The sequence below is a fragment of the Prevotella pectinovora genome (genome assembly GCF_000834015.1).
GTDB lineage: Bacteria > Bacteroidota > Bacteroidia > Bacteroidales > Bacteroidaceae > Prevotella > Prevotella pectinovora.
The window spans coordinates 39,402-62,666 of record NZ_JXQI01000068.1 but is presented as its reverse complement, the minus strand read 5'-3'; the positions used below and the strand labels follow the sequence as shown (position 1 = coordinate 62,666).

The following is a 23,265-nucleotide window of genomic DNA, read 5'->3' as shown; positions in this document are numbered from 1 at the left end:
ACCTTTTTTATATGAATTGGACATTTACGCACACGAATCAGACACTTAATTTTAATGAAAAACATTAAATTTGCCCTATGAAAGAAACGTACCTATAACTCTATTGCATAAAGATAAGATCAAATCAAATCATATACAATAATCAAAACATCTGAAAATGAAAAAAAGAAGACAACAGCAACATCCTCCATATTTGGACGGGCGGGTTGCAAGCAATTCTGTTTCTACGCGGCGTTCCATGCGAACGTCCGCGGGAAGGTTCATGCAGTTCTTCCTTTGTGTCATGATGCTGATGGCGTTCTCAGTGCAGAAGGCGTCGGCGTATGACGATTGGCAGGACAGCTGGATAAGTCAATGGTACGATGCGGAAAATGCCACTATCGTACTCGACATCCGCGTTTACCAATCGTGGGGTGGAGCAGGATCCGGCCATTGCGGATTCTGTCGTGATGACGGTTGGCTTGATGTCAGTGTGGCTGGATACGACATCCATCTCAAAGGTCCGAAAGACCAGTGGACAAGCTATGACCCTAACTCAGATCAGGTCACGGGAATCGACAAGAAATACGTACAATGGCTTGGTTTCAGAAAAACAGATGGCGACAAGGTATCTTATTTCATTAAGATCACCATTCCGCTGATACAGGACCGAATCGGAACAGACGTATTTGTAAAATACAAGGGAGTATGGTGGCGCGAATTGAAAACGGCGACGGATCAGGACGTTGATTTCACTGCAACTGTAGACACCCATTTCGGCTGTACGCCGACTATAATCACAAATGCCTATTATGGCGTAAAGGGGAATAAGCCTGGCTATGTCATCGCATGGAAAAAAGACGGAACGGCAAAGCAGAACTCCATTGACAAAAAGGGACATTTCAGACTCTGCTATTCAAACGGTGACCCCGTGCCAAACATCTCCACTATCGATGCGAGTCTTTATAGCAGTGGAGAGTTCTTTATCCCAGTGGAGAGTCTGAATCTTGACAATCCGTCTGAATACAAGATTATACAGCACTACGAGCCGACTTATAACAATAAGGTAATTTACGAGACATCAAGCTCTGCCAATAAAACCCGTCCTGCCTATCCGCAGGTGAAGGAAATCAGCGCCAACTATGATCAGGTGACGCGCAAGGCGAAGGTGAACTGGAATCTCAGTGCGGCTCCGACGCAGAACTGCATTGAGGACAATATGGTGCTCACAATCAAGAGTACGAATAGGACGACAAATGCTGTGGAGACAACCACACAGAATATCAAGTATATGGCTGGTAAGACAGCATACAGCTATGAGTTTGACGTACCTTTAGGCGAGAGCCTGAATTATGAATTCAGCATTAAGCGTTCGCATACAGGCAACTCTGATGTATGGAACAACGCTTTCAGCAAGCAGACCTCTCTCTCGGCTTCTGCAAAGCACAGCAATGTTACGGCAGGTTCTGTACATGCTAAGCTTAGTGAAGACGACCAGACTGCCACTATCACTTGGCAGACTGAGGGCGACATCTGGAGTTCGGGCACCAAAGCGGTGCTTACACGTGTGAACGTTACGACCAATACTACTGACAACATTGAGCTGTCGAAGGAAGAATTCCTCAGCGGCAAGTATGTTGACGACATGATAATGGTGTGCAACGAATATCGTTACCGCCTTACTGTGAAGCCTGCCGAGGCTTACGGCACTCTGCCTACGGTGGCTGCTCCGGAGTCAATCATGCCCACAAGCATAGGCAATCTTGTTGCGTTCACAGCCGGCAAGGGATATTATTCTGATCGCGTGGAACTGGCATGGAGCAGCAAGGGCAACTTTGAGCGCTTCGTAATCAACCGCAAGGAGCATGGCGCTCCTGATACAGACTATAAGCAGATAGCCGTTACTGAGGGCAACGAGGCTCAGAACGACTATTACTATAACGACGTGAACGCCATTCCCGGCATTGTCTACGACTATCGTATCAAGGGACAGGTGATGTGCTCTGGCAATCTGCTTGAGAGCGACGAGGAACTTACTGACGTTGGTTTCCGCACACCTACGGGCGACATCTACGGCCGCGTAACATTCGAAAACGGACAGGCAGTGGCTGGAGCAAAGGTTACAGCTGAGCCTACCGAAGGCTCTGGCGTTCCCGGCAAGTCGTACGTTTTCAGCGGTGCGTCAAAGCTTACCGTCGACAACGAGTCGCTCTTGAAGGACGCTACGAAGGCTGCAACACTCCAGGCATGGGTACGAGCAGACAAGGAAGGTACTATCATCGAGAAGCCGGGCATGTACAAGCTGGCATACAACAACCAGTATATTGAGTTCACGGTAGGCTCTCAGACACTGAAGACTTCGAAGAAACTCAAGGACTACGCTTCTTCGGCACAGTTCGTGCATCTCTCAGCCGTGGCAAGTGCTACACACCTTATTGTATATATAAACGGTAAGGCAGTGGCAGAAGCCAAGCGTACGGCTCAGATTACGGGCAACGACAATAAGGTGGTGATTGGTGAAGGCTTCACCGGAGCCATCGACGAAGTTCGTATCTGGAACAAGGCGCTCAATGCTGACACCCTCGCCAACGACTACGACCGCTATATCGTAGGTAATGAGGACGGCCTGCAGGCTTACTACACCTTCGACTATTCGGTAGACAACGCCTTCTACGACATATCGTACAAGGGCACCAAGTACAACATGAACCATGGTGTGGCTACGGATGTTACTATCAGTTCGAAAGACATTCCTACTTCTGCACAGCTCGGCTACAGCAGCTACACAGCTGTAGACGGTTCATACCAGATTCGTTCGCTGCCCTACACCGGCAACGGAACCACTTATATGATTGTGCCTACTCTTGGCATACATCAGTTTGCGTCGGCTAAGGAGCTGCGCCTCATCAACTCGCAGTCACAGAGCCACACCGTGAACTTCACGGATAAGTCGTCGTTCAACATTTCGGGTAAGGTGATGTATAAGGGTGGCAACGTGCCCGTTGAGGGCGTGTCGTTCGCCGTGGATGGCGTCACCGTAATGGACGGCAAGAGCAACATTGTGAAGACCGACTCGCACGGACAGTTCACTATCAGCGTGCCCGTAGGACAGCACGAGGTGAAGGCTGTGCTTGCCAACCATACGTTCGAGAACGGCGGCAAGCTGACCAACACCGACGGCACCGACCGCAACTATCAGGACGACGACGGCGGCTTCGTAATCTTTGACGTTACAACCGTACGCTACATCGGACGCGTAGCTGGTGGTACGAAGCAGGAGGCGCTCCCCGTGGGTCACTCGCTCTCGAAGAACAACCTCGCTGACGACGTACGCATCGAACTCACCTATCCGAACGATAATTACAAGATGACAACTGAAGCTCGCGAGACTACACTCAATCACGTCAAGGGCGCATACGTAAGCAAGCAGCACCAGAACCGCGTAGCTTACAATGGCAACAAGATTACTATCTATCCTGACGCAGAAACGGGTGAGTTCTATGCCGACCTCATTCCTGAGAAGTATAAGATTAATGTAGTAGTGCCTGGTCATGACAAAATCCCGGGCAGTGGCGACGACCTCAACTTGAGCAACGAGTTTGCAAAGCAGAGCGAGGTGAATGCTTATGTCGACTCTATCTCTACGCAGGGCAAGTATGTCAATTGCAGCGACACTGTATATTACAACAAGAAGCAGCAGTTCATCAAGCGCTACACTCCGTCAATCATCGTGAAGGAGAAGGTGAAGGGTAAGCTTCAGGACTTCTTCGGAAAGGAAGAACTCAGCATCGCTACCCTCGACCAAACAAAAACTATAAAGGTAAAGACCTACAATCCTGATAATGCTGCACAGCCTTACACACTCGGCGTGCCGGTGTATGAGCAGGGACAATACGTCACTTATCACATCACCACAGCGGAGGTGTACGAATATAAGGATAAGGACGGCAGACGTAAGGATGGCGTTAAGGAGGACATCGTGCCAACGCCTGAGGCTAAACTGTCATTCAGTAGAGGCGACATTGCGTACGGAACGCAAGAAGACATCACTACTGACGAGAACGGTGAGGCTGAATGGACTTTCCAGGTTAACAACCCGGAAATGACTTCGGCTCTGCGCTCAGCAGCTATGGATATGACCTACAGCGAAAACAGCGAAAGCACATCTTCTACAACAATCAACTGGAAGGGTGGCTTTGACGGCAAGGGAAATACTAAGGCTATCGTAATTGGTGCAAAGACTCTGGGATCGGACTTCGTTACGAACGGACCCGACAAGGTGCTCTTCGTGCTGCGCGACCCACCGGGAAGCAACTCTTATGCTTATCTTGAGAAGGGTGTGACAGTTACTTCTACAAGTACATATGAGGGAAATGTCACTAACGAGGGAGTATTGAACAACGAGGCAAAGGTTGGTGCCAAGGTCATCACCTTCACCGGTCTTGGTGCCGGAGTGGTGAACGAGAACGACGTGAAGAACGAATTCTCATTCGGTGCTTCTCACAGTGAGACAATCGGTGGTACAGACTCTGACACTAAGACGATGACCACTACCACACGCTTCGAGACAAGTAGCGACCCGCAGTATGTAGGAAGCGACGGCGACCTCTTCGTTGGCTATTCTACCAATATCGGTGTAGGCAAGACCGAAAACATCGCCGTTACTACACGTGAGATGTATCAGGCCAATCCTTCAGAATACGAACTGTTCAGCAATGTTACTCCCGAAAACAGTGAATATCTGCTTGTGAAGACTACTGGTCTGGGACTTTCGCAGAAGTATGGCACTATGTTCACCTATCCGCAGGTGCACATCGAGCAGGTGCTGTTGCCTAAACTTGAGGATGTACGCAACAAGTTGCTGCATCAGCCAGCTGAAGGTATCGACTTCCAGGCAATGGCTGACAACACCAAACTCCCAGTATACGTTTCGAAGTTGGCAGCTGACGATCCTAACTTCGGCAAGAGCAACAACGACAAGGTGTTTAAGGGTGCCAATGCCACCGACCCGATTGACGGACCAAGTTACAAGATCTACACTCCGGCAGGACAGCCGTTGAAGGAGGATACTATCATGTTCCTCAATCAGTCGATTGACAACTGGAAGATGCAGCTTCGCAATAACGAGGAACAGAAGGTGAAGGCAGAACTCATGCAGAACCATTCGTTCCAGGGCGGTGCTTCTTACGAATACTCTGAGGAGTATGAGGTTGGACGCTCGGAGACTCAACGCTTCTCTATCTTGATTGGCGCTCAGTTCACCAACAACTTCGGATGGACACTCAATGGCACTGGTATGGTGCTCACTGTAGACGAGAGCCTTACCACCGAACACGGCGGCGAGTTCTCAACTGAGGAAACTGCACGCCACTGCAAGGGCTACGTGCTCGCAGAGGAAGGCTCTGACTACATCTCTGTAGACGTATGCCGCGAGGCAGGATACAAGAACGGCGACCAGTACATCAAGTACAAGGACATGAAGGATGAAAAGGGACAGACCTTCTCTACATTCATCTTCAAGACCCGTGGCGGTGCTACGTCTTGTCCGTTCGAGGGCGAATACAAGACCAAGTATTACGAACCGGGACAGCACGTCATCAATGAGGCTACCGTTCAGATGGAAGTTCCGGAGATAACCGTTGAAAAGGACTTCATCGATAATGTTCCTTCTGGCAAGTCGGCTTACTTCACGCTCTATCTGCGCAACAACTCTGAGTCGCAGGACGACAACTGGTATAACCTCGTTATTGACGATGCCAGCAATCCTAACGGAGCACAGCTGCTCATCGATGGCGCACCGATCGGCAACGGCAGAGCATTGCTCGTACCGGCAGGCGGAACACTCACCAAGACACTCGAGGTGCGCAAGGGTTCGGTGATGAACTACGACAATCTCCGACTGATGCTTCAGTCGCAGTGTCAGTGTGACCCCACCGACTTCCAGGATGAAATATATGACGACGTGACGTTCAGCGTACACTTCACTCCCTCGGCTACTGACGTGAACCTGAAGAAGCCTACCGACAACTGGACATACAACACCAAGTTGGCAACAGCGGAGGTGAACGGCGTGCAGAAGCATTACATGGACGTAGTGATTGACGGATTCGATGTGAACTATGACAACTTCCATCGCATCATGCTTCAGTTCAAGCCGTCGTCGGGCAGCGACAACGACTGGACAACGCTCATGAGCTACTACAACGACCAGACTCTCTTCGACCAGGCAGTGAAGAATGGTATGAATGCAGAGATGATCAAGGCTGCTGATGCCGGTACTATCAAGTATCGCTGGTTTATGGACGACCAGCAGGATCAGCGTTACGACCTGCGCACTGTAGGTACGAGCATGATCAACAATGAAGAGGTATACAACTATTCTGCCGTACACAGCGGCATCAAGGATATGTATAACCCGCGCCTATTCGGTAGCGCTCAGCCAGCTAATGGTGTACTGACGGTCAACGACGAGGTGAAGCTCACATTCAACGAGCCTATAGCCGACGGACTCCTCACCGACAACAACTTCTCGGTGACAGGTATACGCAACGGCGCACAGACCGACCATAGCGTAAGCGTACGTCTTGACGGAAAGAACGACGAACTCGTGTCTGAGTTCCAGCGCAACTGGAGTGGCAAGAACCTCACCATCGAGATGTGGACTCTTGCAGACAAGCCTCAGGACGCTGTGCTCTTCAGCCAGGGCAACGCCAACAGTGCGATAGAGCTTGCAACGACGAGCGACAACCGCTTGAAGGTGAAGGTGGCTGATAAGACCATCGTCAGCGACAAGGCGTTCGACTACGAGCAGGGCACATGGGCACACGTGGCTCTCGTATATAATAATGAAGGAAACGTGTCGGCTTACTATAACTACGAACAGCTTATCAGCGCAGCTGAGGTGGGCGAGTACAATGGCGAGGGCGCTTACGTGTTCGGAGCCAGCGTAGACGGAAGCGGACACTTCGCAGGCAAGATGCACGGCGCCCGTATTTGGGACAAGGTAGTCACACCAGCACGTCTGCAGACCAACTCGCTGACAATGCTCTCAGGAGCCGAAAGCAATCTCATTGCTTACTATCCTATGTCAGAAGCTAAGGGCAGCGTTCTTGCCGACAAGGCACACGGTGCTAACCTTGAGATGCGAGGCGGCGAATGGGCTAACCCCGAGGGACGCGCAGCAGCGTTCAACGGTAAGGACCAGTATCTGAAGCTCTCTTCGGGCAGTTCATGTGTCGTAGACAACAGCATGGACTACACCATCGAGACATGGTTCAAGGCCGACGAGGCTCAGCAGACGGCTACCATCATCTCTAACGGACGCGGCGACGGCGAGGACATGGGCGGTTCGCTCAATCTCTTCGCTCTCAATCTGGAGGAAGGCCGTCTGGTGTTCCACAACAACGGTGTGCGTGTGGCGTGCGACGGTAGCTACGCCGACAACGACTGGCACCACGTAGCTGTAGCTGTCAACCGTACAAGCGGACGCGGACAGATATACGTGGACGGCAAGCTGAACACTTACTTCGAGGCAGCCGACCTTGGTGGCATAGCTGCGGCTTACATACATCTCGGCGCTCGTGTGTGGACTCCTGCCGACAACCTGCAGCAGGAGAAGGCAGACAACTTCTTCAAGGGCGAGATTGACGAGGTGCGTGTATGGAATCTCTACAAGAGCGAAACGCTCGTGGAGAACGGCAACAGCAACCGTCTTGACGGCACTGAGAAGGGACTCTTGGCTTACTATCCGTTTGAGACATACATCGAATGGCAGGGCGTGAAGGAACTGCAGTTCTCTCTGAAAGACCAGAAGCAGCAGGCTGACCCGACGCAGCAGGTGCCTGACGCAGTTGCGGTAGGCGGCGATGTCGAGACCAAGACCTCTGCACCCGTCAAGGCAAAGGGACCGGAGAGCAAGCTGCTCTACGACTTCGTAGTGAACAACGACGCGCTCATCATCAATCTGAAGGAGCCTTACGAGCGCATAGAGAAGACTATCGTGAAGTTCACGGTGGACGGCGTGCGCGACAAGAACGGCAACGAGATTCTCTCGCCGATAACATGGAGCGCATTCATCGACCGCAACCAGCTGAAGTGGAGCGACCGGGCTCTCACCGTAGTGAAGAAGCTCAACGAGGAGAAGACCATCAGGGTGAAGGCGCTCAACAACGGCGGTTCGATAGAACACTTCACCGTAGAGAACCTTCCTTCATGGCTCGAGGCAGAACCGGCAAGCGGCACCATCGACCCGACAGCGTCGGAGGACATCGTGCTGACTATCGACCCGAGTCTGAACATCGGCACATACGACGAGACGCTCTATCTGCGTGGCGACAACAACGTGGTGGAGGCTCTGCAGCTCACGGTGAAGGTAGAGGGCGAGAAGCCCGACTGGACGGTGAACGCCGCCGACTTCAAGTATAATATGTCTGTCTTCGGCAAACTGTATATCAATAAGGTATACTCTTCTGACGACGAGGACATGCTTGCTGCGTTCAGCGGCGGAAAGTGCGTAGGCGTATGCAACAACCGCTACTACAAGCAGAACGACATGTACTACGCCATGCTCACGGTCTACTCTAACGACGTAAGCAGCGACAACCTCGAGTTCCGCATCTGGGACGCAAGCACCGGACAGACCTACATAGCCGAGAGCGAGAAGCCGATAAGCTTCGAGAATAACGCCGTAGTGGGCAGTCCGTCGCAGCCAGTGCTCTTCACGGCGAAGGACTATCGTGTGCAGAACATCACGCTGAACGAGGGATGGACGTGGATATCGACGAACATCGCATCCGACAAACTCTCCGATCTTAACAAGCTGCTTGCCGACGGCAAGTGGACATCAGACGACCAGGTGAAGAACGAGCAGTACGGCTTCGCATCGTGGACAAAGCGCAACGGATGGATGGGACAGCTCACCGCCATCGACAACGACCAGATGTATCTCGTACACAGTTCGCAGCCGCAGAGCCTGCATATCTCAGGACCGGCGGTTGACCCCACTTCGCACAAGCTCACCATACGCGGAGCAAAGGCAGACGGCACAGCGCGCTGGAACTACATCTCTTATCTGCCTTCAGACAACTTCACGCTCAAGGAGGCTCTCGCCGGCTACGACGCCAAGGAGGGCGACATCGTGAAGTCGCAGACGCAGATGGCTATGTACAGCGGCAATCTGGGATGGATAGGCAGTCTGACGTACATGGAGAACGGCAAGGGATACATGCTCCTGCGCCAGTCGCAGGACGACGCTCAGCTGCAGTATCCGTCGAAGACTTCTGTAGGACGCAAGACTAAGGCTGCGATGGCAGCTGCCAAGAACGCTGACGGCACAAACGCTTACTTCCCCTACTCAGCCAACATGACGGCAGTGGTAGAGGTGGAAGGCGTAGAGCTGCAGCAGGGCGACCGCCTTGTGAGCTACGTAGCAGGCGAGCCGCGCGGCTATGCCGAGGCTATAGCTCTGCCCGACGGCAGAACCGTCTTCATGCTCACCATCGGTGGCGACAAGCCCGAGGCTGTTGACTTCACTGTAGAGCGCGACGGCGACGTCGTAGCCAAGGCACCGAGCGCTGTAAGCTATGCTGCCAACAGCAATGTGGGCACCCTCAGCGAGCCGATGCGCATCAGCTTCCTCGGCACCGAGGGCGGACTCTACATCTATCCGTCGCCGTTCTACTCGCAGCTGAAGATACGTGCCACTGTCGACCGCGACGCCAATACAGATGTATACGTCAGCGACATGAGCGGCAAGCGTATCGTGGCATGGAACGACTGCAACACAGGCGGCAATGTAGACATCACATGGAACGCCGGCAACACGGTTCCGGCTGGTGTGTATATCGTCAGCATCGCCGTAGACGGCAACGTTTATTCGATGAAGGCTATCAAGAAGTAATATTTTAAAAAGAAAGACTATATGAAATATATAAAGTATTCGTTTCTCGCCGCATTGGGCTTACTCTTCGCACAATGCACCGAAGAGGGCGACAAGACTTATCCGCAACAACCCGCTCCCCAGTGGAGCGTGGTTGAGGAGGACTTCGTAAGCGAGACTCCAACATGGCAGGTGGCGTCTGCCACTCCTGCTTCCGCCCCGATGTGGCGAGCCGACTTCAGCGGCAACGATCAGGCGCCGTTGTGGAGCGACCCCGACAAGAGTGTCTATCCGATGAGCATGACTGCCGTAGTGCGTCTCTCGCCGGTGCTCGAAACGCTTGCCACCGACGGCGACAAGATGGCTGCCTTCATTGGCGGCGAGTGTCGCGGTGTGGCTAAGACGGTGATGAACGACGGCGTGCGCCTCTTCTTCATCCACGTGAAGGCGCCGTCGAGCGAGAACGGCAATGTGGAGTTCCGCTATTACAGTGCTGCCGCCAAGCGCACGTATGTCTCCGTAGCGTCAGACGTCAGATATGAGGTCGACAAGATTTACGGCACAGCCGACGCGCCCGCCTATCCCGACTTCGAGCAGTCGGGACCCTTCCCCGTACCTACCAAGGTATGGGTGAAGGTGGACAAGGCGAAGCTGCCCTTCAACGTAGCTGCAGGCGACGAGCTGCAGGCGTTTGTGGGCGACGAGTGTCGCGGCATAAAGCACGTGGAGAGCGAGGCTGATATGCTCTACTGGTACGACATCCTCGGACGTGCCGAGGGCGAGCAGGTGATATTCCGCTATTACAGCGCGGAGAAGAAGCAGGTGTTCGTTTCCGAGCAGTCCTTCGTTATCGGCAAGCGCGGTTCGGTGGTTGGTTCTGAGGAACAGCCGCAGACTCTCAGCTTCGTGCCGCAAGGCAGCATGACCGCTTATCTCACCCTTGACGCCGTTACAGGCAGCTATGCCGACAAGAGCGGCGACAAGCTGGCGGCGTTCATTGGCAATGTGTGCGCCGGCGTGGGCGAACTTGTGGGCGAGCAGGACGGCAGACCGGTATACAAGATGGTGGTCAACGGCGTCAGCTCACAGGCGGCGTCTGTAGACATACGCTATTACAGCCATCGCAACAGCTACGTGTTCACGGCTCCTGCATGCCTCGCCTTCGCCGACGGCAAGGTGGAGGCTTCGCCCGAGCAGCCGCTCACCCTGCCTCTCGTTCTCGCCGGCAAGCATCCGCTCAAGATGACAGCTTGTGTGGCATTGCCTCAGAACATCGTGCGCCAGGCAACGGCAGACGACCTGATGGCTGCATTCGTGGGCGCAGAATGTCGCGGCATGGCAAAGGCAGAACAGGCGGAGAACGGCGAGTATGTCTTCCGCATGGAGATAAACGGCAGCATGGGAGCGGAGGAACCCGTTACGCTGAAGTATTATGCCGCACGCAACAAGTATCTCTATCAGGCTGTCTCGGCTTTCACGTTTGCCGGCGGCGCAAGCTACGGCACAGCTGGCGAGCCCAGCAGACCTGCTTTCCTCATTGTTGAATAAGCTTAAAACCTATCTGTATATATGAATAAGAAAACTATAATAAGCATGGTGCTGGGGTGCATGTCGCTGCTCCCGGCATCTGCGCAGAACGGATGGTTCGTTGAGGCGGGCGGGGGCGTGCAGACTATCTTCTCGAGCGATGCCGGCAAGCTGCACTTCGGCAAGCGTCTCACTCCTTCATACCACGTCGGCGTCGGCAAGTGGATCACTCCGGCTTACGCCCTGCGCCTGCAGATTGGCGGCTATGCGCTCAACGGCATGTCCACATCCGAAGGACTCTATCTGCGCGACCCGCAGACCGACGGCTCTATATACGGCCCTCACGACCCCGTTATCGACAATGTGACGGTCCGCCCCGACGGCACCTATCGCCATTATCTGCGTTACGTCAACGCTCATGCCGACTTCATGGTGAGCCTCTCGCGTCTGCTCTTCCGCAGCGAGGGCCGCTTCGATGTGCTTCCGGCTGTAGGATTGGGCTACGCCCGCACCTTCGCCTATCGCGGCACGGCGGACGCCAACTCGCTCACAGCCAACTTCTCTATAGCCGCCAAGTACAGCGTGCTGAAGTGCATGGATGTAAACCTTGAGATAGCTTCGGCTCTCATGCCCGACCATTTCGACGGTCGCATCACTGGTCGCAAGTACGAGCCGACGCTCGGTGCAACGCTCGGACTGACCTATCGCTTCAACGCCTCAAAGCCTTGCGCCAAGAAGCAGCGCTGCCATAAGCTCCGTCGTGAAGCCGTGGTCGACACGGTGTACGTGAAGGAGCGGATAGTGGAGCGTCCCGTCTTTAAGGACCGCATAGTGGAGAAGCCGGTTGCGAAGAAACAGAAAGCGTTCCGTCTCGCCTCGGTCAGCTTCGCTTGCGCTTCCGCCAAGCCAGAGAAGAAGCAGGACATAGTGTTTGAGAACATCGTCGAATATCTCAAGCAGAACCCTTCTGCCCGCATCCGTCTCGACGGCTATGCCGACAAAGCCACAGGCAAGGCGCGCACCAACTTGATGCTTTCCATACGCCGCACCGACAGCGTGCGTAATATCCTCATAGAGCGTTACGGCATCGCTCCGTCGCGCATCGAGGCGCAAGGCATCGGCAGCAATGCGCAGCCATACGAAGATAACGATCTTAATCGCGTAGTGATTGTAACAGCACTGCCCGAGTGATGCGTATTTAGTAAAAAGAAAAAGGGGATATTTCTTCAGAAAAAGGAAGAACTTCTTTAAGAGAAAGGGGAGATTTCTTCAGCCCCAAGCACATTACCGCAGCGTGGTACTTCTGTTTCCGCAATGCGGTAATGTTATTCTCGCTACGCGGTAATGATATTTTCGCTACGCGGTAATCTTGTTTCCACTCTGCGTTAATCGCATTGACAGGCTGGCAGATGGCTTGTTAAGGCTGGCAGATGGCTTGTTAAGGCTGGGGGATAGGCTGGTAGATAACCCGATTATCGAGTTATCTGCCAGCCTTTATTTTGCTTATATACAACGAGTTATGTCGAAACTGGAAGATATGGCAGATTTTTTCACGTACATACAACTATTTTGAAACAACAATCCATTGCCCATTTTTATCACTTCCGTTACGTGTAATGTAACCTTCCTTTCTTAACGAAGTAAGTTCTCTTTTTAACGTTGCAAGCGAAATACCCAGTTTGTTTGCCAAATCTTCTCTTATTATTGATGGACTTTGCTTCATGATAGATAGTATAGTTTGTTGCCGTTCATTTACAGGCTCATTTACAGGCTCATTTGTAGGCTCGTTTTGAATATGGAGAGTCAATTTTACCTGCATAAGTTCGGGTTGCTCCTGAAACTCAAGCTTTATCCGATGCTTTTCATTCTCTTATATAGTTTTTTACAATTTATCTATTATCACACATTCTTCCAACTTATCGAAAGTCGTATCAACAAACGTGTGGACTATCATCTTTGTTGTGTCTATTGGTTGGAATTCTGCATATTGCTTGCGAACATACCGAAGTTCAAAAGCCAGGCGGAGAGCCTTGCTGTCGACATCATCTTCATCCGTTTGTTTTGCCTCTTTGCCCGTGATAGTCCGCACCTTGACAATCTCATACACATCACGTATTCCTTTTCCTTTGATGTATGGCATGAAGAAGTGAAGATCTTGCAAGGCGATGGTTGTTGGAAACTGTTTTCCTGAATAATACAAGGTTGCAGTTCCGTCCATAAATGCTTGAAACAGCCTGTTGTCTTCTTTCACCAATCCAATAAGTACACGATTGCCCACCTCTACATACGCACCCTTTTGTGGTATGACATGAGCAATGGTCTCGTATGATTTGGTATGTATAAGTTCAAGAATTGTATTTGCAAATGCATTTATATCAGTCACTTACGTGTTAAACGGTAGAAAAGAGACGGCGAAGCTTCTGAAGAGATTAGAAAAGATGAAGATTTAACGTTTTTAACATTTTATAACAGGACGCGAATTCAACCGGCAACTGCAATCATATCTTCTATTGTATAAAGTCCCATTCGTCTTACCATCTACATCTGACAACGAAAAAGGATGGCAAGGCGATTAACCCTGTCATTCTTCTGGAGTTTGTAAAGTCATTTAAGGAAATCCCAGCATACTAAATCAAAAATAACCTAAATACTTCCTACATAGTAAGACGTTTTCATCATCTTCACCAAGACTCTTTAGAATATCGTATGCTTTCTGAAATGAATCATGAGATTCGGCTTTTCGCCCCAACTTATACAATGCACAACCTATATTAATACAACATAACCCTATTCTCTTATGAGTGGGATGATATTGTTTTTGCCAACATGATAAAACCTTTTGCAAACAGTCGAGAGCTTTTTGATTGTCATTCATCGATAGGTATGTAACAGCAAGATTATTCAAACATTCTGCTGTTGTATAGCTATTTTCGCCAAAGTTGGCCTCGCAAATGACAAGCGCTTTCTGGTAGTAGTCTATAGCATTGAGATAATCCTGCATTGAATCATATGTGGCTCCTAGATTATTATATGTACTGATTAGGCTTATAGCATTCTCACCTTGAATGGCGATTTGTATTTCTACTGCTTTAAAAAGCATTTCAAGCGCTTTTGAGTAATCTCCACTGCGACTGTATGTGTTACCGATATTCCTATAGCCGCCTGCAACATCTAGATGCAATTCGCCATACATTTTCTTCCTGATTGTTAGAGCTTTCGTGTGAAATTCAATGGCTGACTTGTAATCTTGTATGGAACTATACAATATGCCAAGGTTACCATAGCAATCAGCGGTTCTGTTTGATACTTCACCTCGATGTGTAATGTATAACTTTAACGACTTTCTCAGCAGTTTTTCTGCCGAATCATTCTTACTGCTGTCCATGAATAATGATCCTATAGCAAAACAAGAATCTGCATATGGAAGTGAGTTCTCGCCAAAGAGACTTTTACGAAGTTCTGCAGCTTTTCGATATAACTCAAATGCCTTTTTCTTGTCGCCAATCTTACGATATGCATAGCCCATATTATTATATGACAGAGCAGCTGATTCTGTTTGCGTGAGCCCCAATTCTTTTTTAATGTCAAAGGACTTTTCAAGGTACCCTAATGCTTCTTTATAACGCTTCAAATCGTAAAGAATGCCGCCTAGAGAATTGTAGACATCAGCCATCTCCTTTGTTTTTGTTCCATAGACAGTTGATATTTTTTCTAGAACTGTGGTTGTACATTCCAGTGCAATCAATGGGGAGTTTAGATCCCTTGAAATGAAAATGAGAAGTTCGTTTAATAGTGTTGCTAAAAAACGTTTAGGAACAACTTTGGTGGACTCGCTTATGTATATGATAGGCGTGAACTTTTCCTTGTCTGCTATAAGCAACCCTACCCAGTAGTTAGTCAGAGCTGTCTTGTCACTGTTATACAGTTCGTAGAAGACGTTCAGATAGCATATTGCCTTGTATAATTCCTGCCATTTCTCAAGTTTGTATAATTGATGGGCTGCTTCAGAATATATTCTGCTAGATTTTGCATTATAACAATAATCGACGATTTGCCGTCTAAGACGACTTTCATTGTCTTTTTTTTAATATCTGAACGTAACAGCGTTGTTGATATACTGGTGTGAATATGAAATGACTCCATTGCGTGAAACAAAATTCCGAAGGAACGAACAATAGAAACGTGACCAAAGCAATGGCGTTACCTTTACTTCTTCGTTGCTAACGCCATAGTTTAATATACCAAGTATTTCTGTCTCAGTAAGTCCGTTTTTGCTAAGGGCTATGATACTAAGTAAATCTGTAACAAACTCCTTACCAAAGTCTTCTTCATATGACATTAAGAATGATTGGTAGAAATCCTCTACAGAATCATGAGACAGGTAGAAATCTATTTTCTCGTCCAACTTTTCGTGAATGCCGAATGTTACCAGTTCGTCCAAGAGGGTACGTAAGACTAACGTGTTAGCACATTGCGTGTCATTTACAATACGAGAAACCCTTTCTGGGGTAAGGGACTTAGCATATACATCGTGAAGGTAAGATACGACAAGTTTCTCCCTTTGGCCAATGCTAAGTGCTTGTAATGTGTGAATCTGGTAGTTACGGTTCTTAAAGACAGTGTATGTCAAGTCTTCTTCTAATGTTGAGAAGAGTAACTTGATATTATTTGATGGGGTTGGGAGCCAGTTTAGAAGTTTTGCATTATCGGCATCTATGATTTGGTTGATACCATCTAATACAATCAGAAGAGGTTTACTTGAATCATCACCAATCCTTTCGAATAGCGCCTTTAATTCTTGAATATCATTTTTGTTTTCACTTGCATGCCAGTTATAACAGATCCTAATACCTTCGCATAAATATTTTGCAATGTTTTCGCAGGAACTTTTGCTGCCTCCATTGCCAACAAAGTGGTAAACGATGTTGTATTCATGTTTTTCGTTTGCCAAAGTCTTCTTAAGCCAGTTTGCTATGAGTGCGGATTTGCCTAATCCGCTTGCGCCGGAAACAACCATTTGCGAGGCATTCCAATCGTCAGACCATTCGTCTAGTATCTGGAAGTTCATTTCATCGCAGATGTAGTTCTGGCATAACTGATTTAGGAAGGAACGCTGACCAATTTGCTCTTTTTCAAACTCGCTAAGATTACCTTTAGGAAATAATTGGTCTAGCAATCTGATGAAAGCCTCTTCTACTTGCCGTGATAAGTCCTCAATTGAACTATATGTAGCCGACGGGTATCTGCTCTCCTTTACGGCTTGCTTGAGTTGTTCGAGCTTCTGTAGAGAATCTTGAGGCTCTTTCTCTAATCCTTGAGTCTGATTGTCTTCGAAGTCTTTAATGTAGAAGCATGCGTGCATGTCCTCTTCACGCTCTAGAACTCCGAATTGCATTTCCATTTCAGTAACGAGGTTATTGGCAAGATAACCGTTGACTGAAGGGAAATGATCGGTCACATTATCGTCAAGGTCTTTCTTCTTAGGCACCCATCTATAGCGATTACCTATGATACCAATAAAGAATGGGATTGAGTTTTCAATCTCACGCAAACAGATATCTACAACTTTTCCGGATTTTGAATCTTCATCGGTGATGCCCCAACGTAGGTCGACCTCTGTCAGGGTAACGTCACGCTTTGCGGCAAGGTCGCGCAGCTTAGGAAACGTGAACCTCATCAATTGGTTGCGTTCGTCTTGCATATCGCGGAACGTGGACGATATGAATATGCGTATCTGACGGTTGTCTATGAGATCTGTCTTCATAGAAGTCATGGCTTTACTTGAACATGTTCTTGATTTCTTCTTCGCTGGAATTATCGCGGCTCAGGAGTAAGATTGTTGTTGTTGACTTGCTGCCGCTTTGTGCTTTGTTTGCTGCAGCAGACGGCAATTCCACAGGTTCTACGTGCCAGCCTTTCTTACTAAGGTAGTTTAGAGCCATCTCCATTGTCTTAAATTTCAATGGTAGTCCATTCTTATCTTTGATGTTGCGTGATTCGCCTTCGATAATGATAATGGTTTGTTGCGTAATTGCACTATATATCATTTCGCAGTATGCACGGTATCGCGTCTCAGCATTTGCTGCTATAGTTACGAGCAATAACATTAGAGTAAAAAATGCTATTTAAAAGTTGTTCATATCCTTAATCTGTTTTATTCATTTTGTATATTGCGAACAAAGTCGTCGTAAGTGTCATACCTTCTCTTTTTTCCCAGTGCCTGGGCAGATGCATTTGAGTCTGCTGCCATGATTATACCTGCCAATGGGTTGTCAATGGCAATTTTGACATAGTGGAACGTGGCTTCATTCTCATTCAGATTGCATGCATCTGTGAATCTTCCCATGTGCCATCGGATTGCTTCTCTTTCGCACTCGTTAAGTTTCAATCCGAGAGATGTCAGAATGTCAATCGACTTCTTCCCATGGTATTTGATATTGACTTTATGGTAAAATACGGATTATGGCCCAATTCACACGGATATGCATCTATCTTACAGATGTCATGAAGAAAGACTGTAATCTTTATGCTTTCTTGGATGATTTTCTCGTCATTATTTTCTAACTTGAGCCATAACTCGTCCGCTTCCCAAAAGACCTCCAGAGAGTGTTTTGCAAGCCCGCCATAGAAGTTGTTATGAAACTTACATGAAGCAGCAGCGGAATAGAATCCGTTCTCGTCCATGTAGGCAAGAACGTTTTCTATTCCTTCTCTTTGCGTACCTCTGAGGATGCGTATTATAACATCCCGACATTTGTTGACATCTTCTAAACTGTACATAATCCAATGTTTTATGGATATATCTCGATATGGCTACTACCTGAGTTGCCATTCTTGATGATACGAATCTGAGTCGTGATGCGTTCCGACATTGTATCAGTGTGGCTGATAACACCGACCTTCTTACCCTGCGATGTCTGTAGCATTGCAAGTGAGTCTATGACAGTGGCAAGTGTGTCGGGGTCGAGTGTGCCGAAACCCTCGTCGATGAAAAGGTTTTCGAAAGAAATGTTGCGAGAAGATAGTGCAGAGAGTCCCAAAGCTAACCCGAGAGATACGATGAAAGTCTCACCTCCAGAGAGGGACGTTGTGTCGCGGATATCATCGGCACGGTCATGGTCGATGACACGTATACCCAGAGAGTTCTTCACTTGCAGGAGTTCGTAGCGACTATTGAATTTCCGTATCTCCACATTGGCATGAGCTATAAGGAAATGAAGTGTGTAGCACTGGGCAACCTTACGGAGAGTCTTGCCATCGGAACCAATCGAGTCGGATATCTCTTTCCATTCTTTCATGAACGTTTCTACTTCCTGCTTCTTCTCAAACATGGTGCCCATCTGTTGTTTAGCTTCTTCATGACGTTGCATACAGGCTTTCGCCTCGACAAGTTCAGTATTTGAGCGACTCTCCAATTCCGTCTTGCGAGTAACCAGTTCTTCCTTTGTTGATAATGGCTTATTCTGCTGATGATCGGTGTGAGCTTTCTTCTCATTTTGGAGCGTTGTTTCGGCTGTGGTCAGTGCATCGGCCCACTTCTTCTGACAAGTGCGAATGTATTCCCAATTATCTTTGGCCTTGGCGAGTAAAGCGATGTCTTCAACGGAAAGTTTCTGCTGATGGCTTTCGTCGGCATTGTAAGATGTCAGCCATTCAGTTAGTGCATTAACAGACGTGTCACGTTTACTTATGTTATCAGCCTTTGTATTGTTTATGCTTTCAATCTTGCCGTTGAGTTCTTTCATATCGGCATTTATATTGCTAATGGCTTTTGTCTTGTCTGTAACCACTTGGTCAGCTTTATTCTTTGCAGTTGTAAGTGATTGTTCAAGGGCATCAGGGTCGTTGTCGCCAATCTCTTTCTTGATAGCTTGTTTCTTGGCTTCAAGTTCCACGTTAGCTTTGCTCAGCGCGTTTGTTGCATCTGACAGATTCTTCTCTTTCTCAGACTGTTGTTCCTTGAGGTTCGTAGTCTTTCCCTTCTCTATGTGTAGAGCGGTGGAGCAGTTGGTCTGTTTCTTTTCTGCATCTTTAATCTGCTGCTCGCTTTCAGCCTTGAATTTTCTTACATCATTTTCAGCCTTTTCTTTCTCTTTGCGCAGACGGTTCACTTCCATGTCAACCTTATTGTATTCCTTCAAGGCGTTGCCAGCATTGGTGGCGTTCTGCTCTATAGAGGGTTTCAGTTTTTCGAGATTATCAGACTCTAACGGCCAATCCGTATGTTGAGCATAAATGGCTGTCCACTCATCTTCTAAATTGCGTAGTGCCTCCTTAGTGTTTGCAATAGTCGTCTTGTTGGCCTTCAGTACGCCGGCGTTCTGACTTTTCTCGTTCGACAAACACAGTTTCCCATCATTCTGCTTTTTTAGTATATTTTCCTTCGATGAGATAAGTTCTTTCAATTCATTAGCAACAGGCTCAAATACCTCGCCCGACTCATACGGATGCTGTTTGGATCCGCATAGAGGACACGCTTCACCATCATGCAGAGTAGCCCGATGTTCACGCCAGTTCTCACAGGTCATCAACGTGTATGTATTCCGCAGAGTTTCAAGTTCTTTCGACAAGGGCTCAGTATTGAACTTTTTAAGGTCATCTTCGATTCCCTTATTGCGCTCTTCAAGTTCTTTGTTCTTCTTTTCAAGATTGCAGATGATCTCAGTATCGGTTTCAATTACTTTACGGATACGAATTGCCTCGTTCAGGTCCGTCTTCTTCTTCTCAGCAACGTCTTTTTCCTTCTGGAGAGTGTCGGAATCTTTCCCTTCAATCTTCTTTTGTTCGATTTCAAATGCTTTTTTCCACTTCTCTGCCGCTTCGTTGAGTTCGTCGGCCTTCTTCTGTAAATCTAACTTTAATTTCTCCAAAGCACCTTTAGCGTCTTGCAGCATGGCTTCACCTTTCCTAATGGCCGTGGCATTATCATTAACAGCTTGTTTTGCTTTGCTGAAAGCACCCTCGGCGTTAATTTTGGCTGTTTGTTTTTCTTCGACGGTCTTGTTTGCAGATTCTAACTCACCCTTTATGGTACGAGCCTTGTTGATGTGAGGTTTTTGCTGTTCAAGAATCTGGTTTGCCTTATTGGCCTCCTCCTTGAGCTTTACGAGGTTGCTATTTTCCTTCTCTATCTCTTCTTTTTTCTGTGTAACCTTCTTGTTAAGAGATACCAGCTCAGCCTCATTACCTTCAATCTCCTTCTGTTTTTTCTCTGCGTTATCGTACAGTTTCACAGCTTCGATGGTTAAGTCATGCAGAGTAAGTCTTTCGGTATCCGCCTTTATTTCATTGAGCTTGTTGCGTGCATCAGATAGTTTCCCCTCATATAGAGGAATGTTCTTTTCAAAGTTCTTTTCTATGACATACCATCCCAAAGACTCCGCAATTTTTCCAAGTTCTGTTTTCACGTTCCTGTCCTCTTCGTCAAGTATGGCTATGCGTGTGGTCAATGCATCAAGTTCATTTTGATCCTTGATGATATCCTTATCAACGGCAGCGAAGTTTGCGTTGATCTCATCAAAAGCACGTGTAGCCTCATCTTTTTCCTTACTGATACGAGTGGCTATTTTGGTGTAGATTTCTTCATTGCCAATAAGTTTTTCAAGAAGTTGATATCGGTCATCCTCACTAGCAGTCAGGAAATTTGCAAACGAGCCCTGAGCTATCAGTACGGTGCGAAGGAATTGGTCGTAGCCGAGACCAATGATGGTGGGAAGCTCGTTCCAGTCTGCTTCCTCTTCTACGGTTTGTCCTTTTTTAGAGGTTAGCTTGTATAGTGAAAGAATGGCGTCGTCATAGTTCTTTGTTTTGAACTTTACATACCATTCAGCTCTATATACATTGCCGTTGTTTGCCAGAAATGTCAACTTGCTATAACCTTCTTTCTTTCCCCGAGTAAGGATATTGCGGCAATCTTTTGGAGACAGTCTGTTCTTCTCGCCTTCATCTGGGGTGCCAAGAATCTCCATCTTGTCTTTGTCTTTCTTCTTTCGAGGATATCGGGGTGCTCTGTTATAGAGAGCCAGACAGATAGCGTCCAGCAGTGTGGATTTGCCCGAACCTGTAGGACCAACGATGCTGAAGATGGTACTTTCGCCCAGTACACCTTCTTCAAAGTTTATCACTTCACCTCCTGCACGGTCGAGAGAGGCGAGGTTGAGTATTTCAAGCTTTATGAACTTCATTGTGCGTTGTCGTTTTCGGCGGTTAAAGAATTCAGTAGGTCAGTCAACATCTTTTCTTGATGATCTGTCATTTCCTTGCCATTTTTTACGACAAATGTCTCTTTCAGAGTGTCGAGAGGGTCGCGATTCAGTATGTCGTCAATGCTTTGAAGGTGTTGTGAACCAGAAATAGTGGTTATGTCTAATTCTGGTGTTATTTTCTGTATCTTACAAAGCACGGCATTCTTTGTGCCAATAAGTGCCTCCAGCTCCTTGATTGCATCATTGTTTACCTTTTCGAGTGTCACCTTTAACACCAGATAGACAAAGTTGTCATCCAACTTGTCTTCGGTTTTGTTCTGGAGTTCTGCATTGATACGTTTCTCCAGTTTCTTAGATGTAAGTTCCTCTTCGGCTTCTGGTAGAAACATGAGCTTATGTTGTGGCTCATACTCCAGAAACTCAATCTGCGGTTTCGTCCCGTTCTCTATTGTAACCATGTCCACCCCATGATGGTAATCCTTTTCAGCAAATGACATGGGGAGCACGCTACCCGAGTAGTGGGCCCAATCGGTATTCCAGATGTGCTGACGCTTATGGATATGTCCACAAGCGAAATAGTCGGGATGTTCGTCCCATCCTTGCATGTTCACCTCCTCCTGTCCTCCGATGACAATCTTCTCGCTGGCATCACTTTTGGCAATGTCGGCACCCTTTGCGTACATGTGAGCTATCATGATGAGAGGTGAGTCTCTATACTTTTCCCTCGCCTTGGCAGTCAGTTCACGAAGTATAGTATTAACACCTTCCGAATAGTTGGCGTTTTGCACGACATCACTTCGAAGATAAGGTACAGTGAGAACTATTGCCTGTGAGCCGTCACCACCATTGATGGGAATCATGAGGTCATCGTAATTAATCACCCAGTTTCCACCATCTTCGTTTGCGACCCACGAACGATGTATGTTACCACGGATTTCAACCTTGTGTCGTGTCAGCAGGGCACGAGGTGCCTCAAGACGACTGGCGGAGTCGTGATTACCTGCTATGATAACCACATTCATGTCGGGACATGTCTCTGTCGCGTCAGCGAGAAACTCATAGTATGCAGACTGAGCAGCAGCCGAGGGGTTGCCGTTGTCGAAGATGTCGCCAGCTATAAGCAATGCATCTGGGTGCTGTTCTTTTATCCTTGCAAGAAGCCATGACAGAAAATGCCTGTGCTCGGGTAGGCGATCATTGCCATGAAACAAGTTTCCTAAGTGCCAGTCACTGGTGCAAATGATTTTCATGTCTTATTGGATTTTGGATTCAACGTAGGGGAAAATAACCATAAAAATAGACGAGGGCAACTATTAAGTCTGGCACTCTGTTGACTCTGCCTATCAGTGAACCGGAACGGTTATAGACGTTGTTGCCACTGATGTAACCAATGTAACTGCCCAATCGGTCATAGAACTTTTCATCCTTTGTATAACCGATGTAAGAGCCCGATCGGTCATAGAACTTTCCGTCACGTTCGTAGCCGATATAGCTTCCAGAGCGATTATAAAAACGCCCCGAATCGACCTTGCCTTCATAGGAACCAGAGCGGTCATATATCTTACCGCTATCGTAGCGTCCTATGAGAGAGCCCGAGCGGTCATACATCTGCTGGCAATATCCATGAATGGACATTGTCAGCAATATGAGTGAAAGTATGTACTTTAAGTTTTTCAT

Annotated in this window: 13 protein-coding genes; 3 read left to right on the top strand and 10 right to left on the bottom strand. The window is 48.1% G+C overall.

Going from position 1 to position 23,265, the window contains the following annotated elements:
* The first annotated feature begins 238 nt into the window (after nucleotides 1-238).
* Genes ST42_RS10125 through ST42_RS10115 form a run of 3 tightly spaced genes read left to right on the top strand, consistent with a single transcriptional unit; the run spans nucleotide 239 to nucleotide 12,574 of the window.
* Nucleotides 239-9,877: a LamG-like jellyroll fold domain-containing protein gene (locus ST42_RS10125; protein ID WP_052488319.1), complete on the top strand. Its 9,639-nt coding sequence runs from the start codon at nucleotides 239-241 to the stop codon at nucleotides 9,875-9,877.
* 21 nt (nucleotides 9,878-9,898) lie between these two features.
* Entirely contained in the window at nucleotides 9,899-11,404 is a 1,506-nt protein-coding gene (locus ST42_RS10120; RefSeq protein WP_022316769.1) for a hypothetical protein, read from the top strand.
* 21 nt (nucleotides 11,405-11,425) lie between these two features.
* A complete protein-coding gene (locus ST42_RS10115; protein ID WP_044073431.1) occupies nucleotides 11,426-12,574 on the top strand; it encodes an OmpA family protein in 1,149 nt (382 codons plus the stop codon).
* A 373-nt stretch (nucleotides 12,575-12,947) separates the two neighbouring features.
* Here ST42_RS10115 and ST42_RS10105 read toward each other — a convergent pair whose 3' ends face one another.
* The 10 genes from ST42_RS10105 to ST42_RS14080 form a co-directional block, all read right to left on the bottom strand.
* Nucleotides 12,948-13,202, bottom strand: coding sequence for a MarR family transcriptional regulator (locus tag ST42_RS10105; RefSeq protein ID WP_042518467.1), 255 nt, complete (start codon nucleotides 13,200-13,202; stop codon nucleotides 12,948-12,950).
* A 63-nt stretch (nucleotides 13,203-13,265) separates the two neighbouring features.
* Nucleotides 13,266-13,766: a hypothetical protein gene (locus ST42_RS10100; RefSeq protein ID WP_042518469.1), complete on the bottom strand. Its 501-nt coding sequence runs from the start codon at nucleotides 13,764-13,766 to the stop codon at nucleotides 13,266-13,268.
* A gap of 249 nt (nucleotides 13,767-14,015) precedes the next feature.
* A complete protein-coding gene (locus ST42_RS10095; RefSeq protein ID WP_156132483.1) occupies nucleotides 14,016-15,056 on the bottom strand; it encodes a tetratricopeptide repeat protein in 1,041 nt (346 codons plus the stop codon).
* A gap of 411 nt (nucleotides 15,057-15,467) precedes the next feature.
* Nucleotides 15,468-17,147 (bottom strand): DUF4062 domain-containing protein, encoded by a 1,680-nt coding sequence (locus tag ST42_RS10090; RefSeq protein WP_042518474.1) that lies wholly within the window; start codon nucleotides 17,145-17,147, stop codon nucleotides 15,468-15,470.
* Nucleotides 17,148-17,160: 13 nt separating this feature from the next.
* On the bottom strand, nucleotides 17,161-17,331 hold the full coding sequence (locus tag ST42_RS13890) for a hypothetical protein (protein ID WP_156132484.1): 171 nt from the start codon (nucleotides 17,329-17,331) through the stop codon (nucleotides 17,161-17,163).
* Between the two features lie 206 nt (nucleotides 17,332-17,537).
* A complete protein-coding gene (locus ST42_RS10080) occupies nucleotides 17,538-17,729 on the bottom strand; it encodes a hypothetical protein (protein ID WP_042518478.1) in 192 nt (63 codons plus the stop codon).
* 53 nt (nucleotides 17,730-17,782) lie between these two features.
* Nucleotides 17,783-18,163: a hypothetical protein gene (locus ST42_RS10075; protein ID WP_042518480.1), complete on the bottom strand. Its 381-nt coding sequence runs from the start codon at nucleotides 18,161-18,163 to the stop codon at nucleotides 17,783-17,785.
* 11 nt (nucleotides 18,164-18,174) lie between these two features.
* Entirely contained in the window at nucleotides 18,175-21,567 is a 3,393-nt protein-coding gene (locus ST42_RS10070; protein WP_042518481.1) for an AAA family ATPase, read from the bottom strand.
* Nucleotides 21,564-22,838: a metallophosphoesterase family protein gene (locus ST42_RS10065; RefSeq protein ID WP_082027925.1), complete on the bottom strand. Its 1,275-nt coding sequence runs from the start codon at nucleotides 22,836-22,838 to the stop codon at nucleotides 21,564-21,566. Before ST42_RS10065 ends, ST42_RS10070 begins: the two co-directional genes overlap by 4 nt.
* A 19-nt stretch (nucleotides 22,839-22,857) precedes the next feature.
* A complete protein-coding gene (locus ST42_RS14080; protein ID WP_052488318.1) occupies nucleotides 22,858-23,265 on the bottom strand; it encodes a 5-fold beta-flower protein in 408 nt (135 codons plus the stop codon).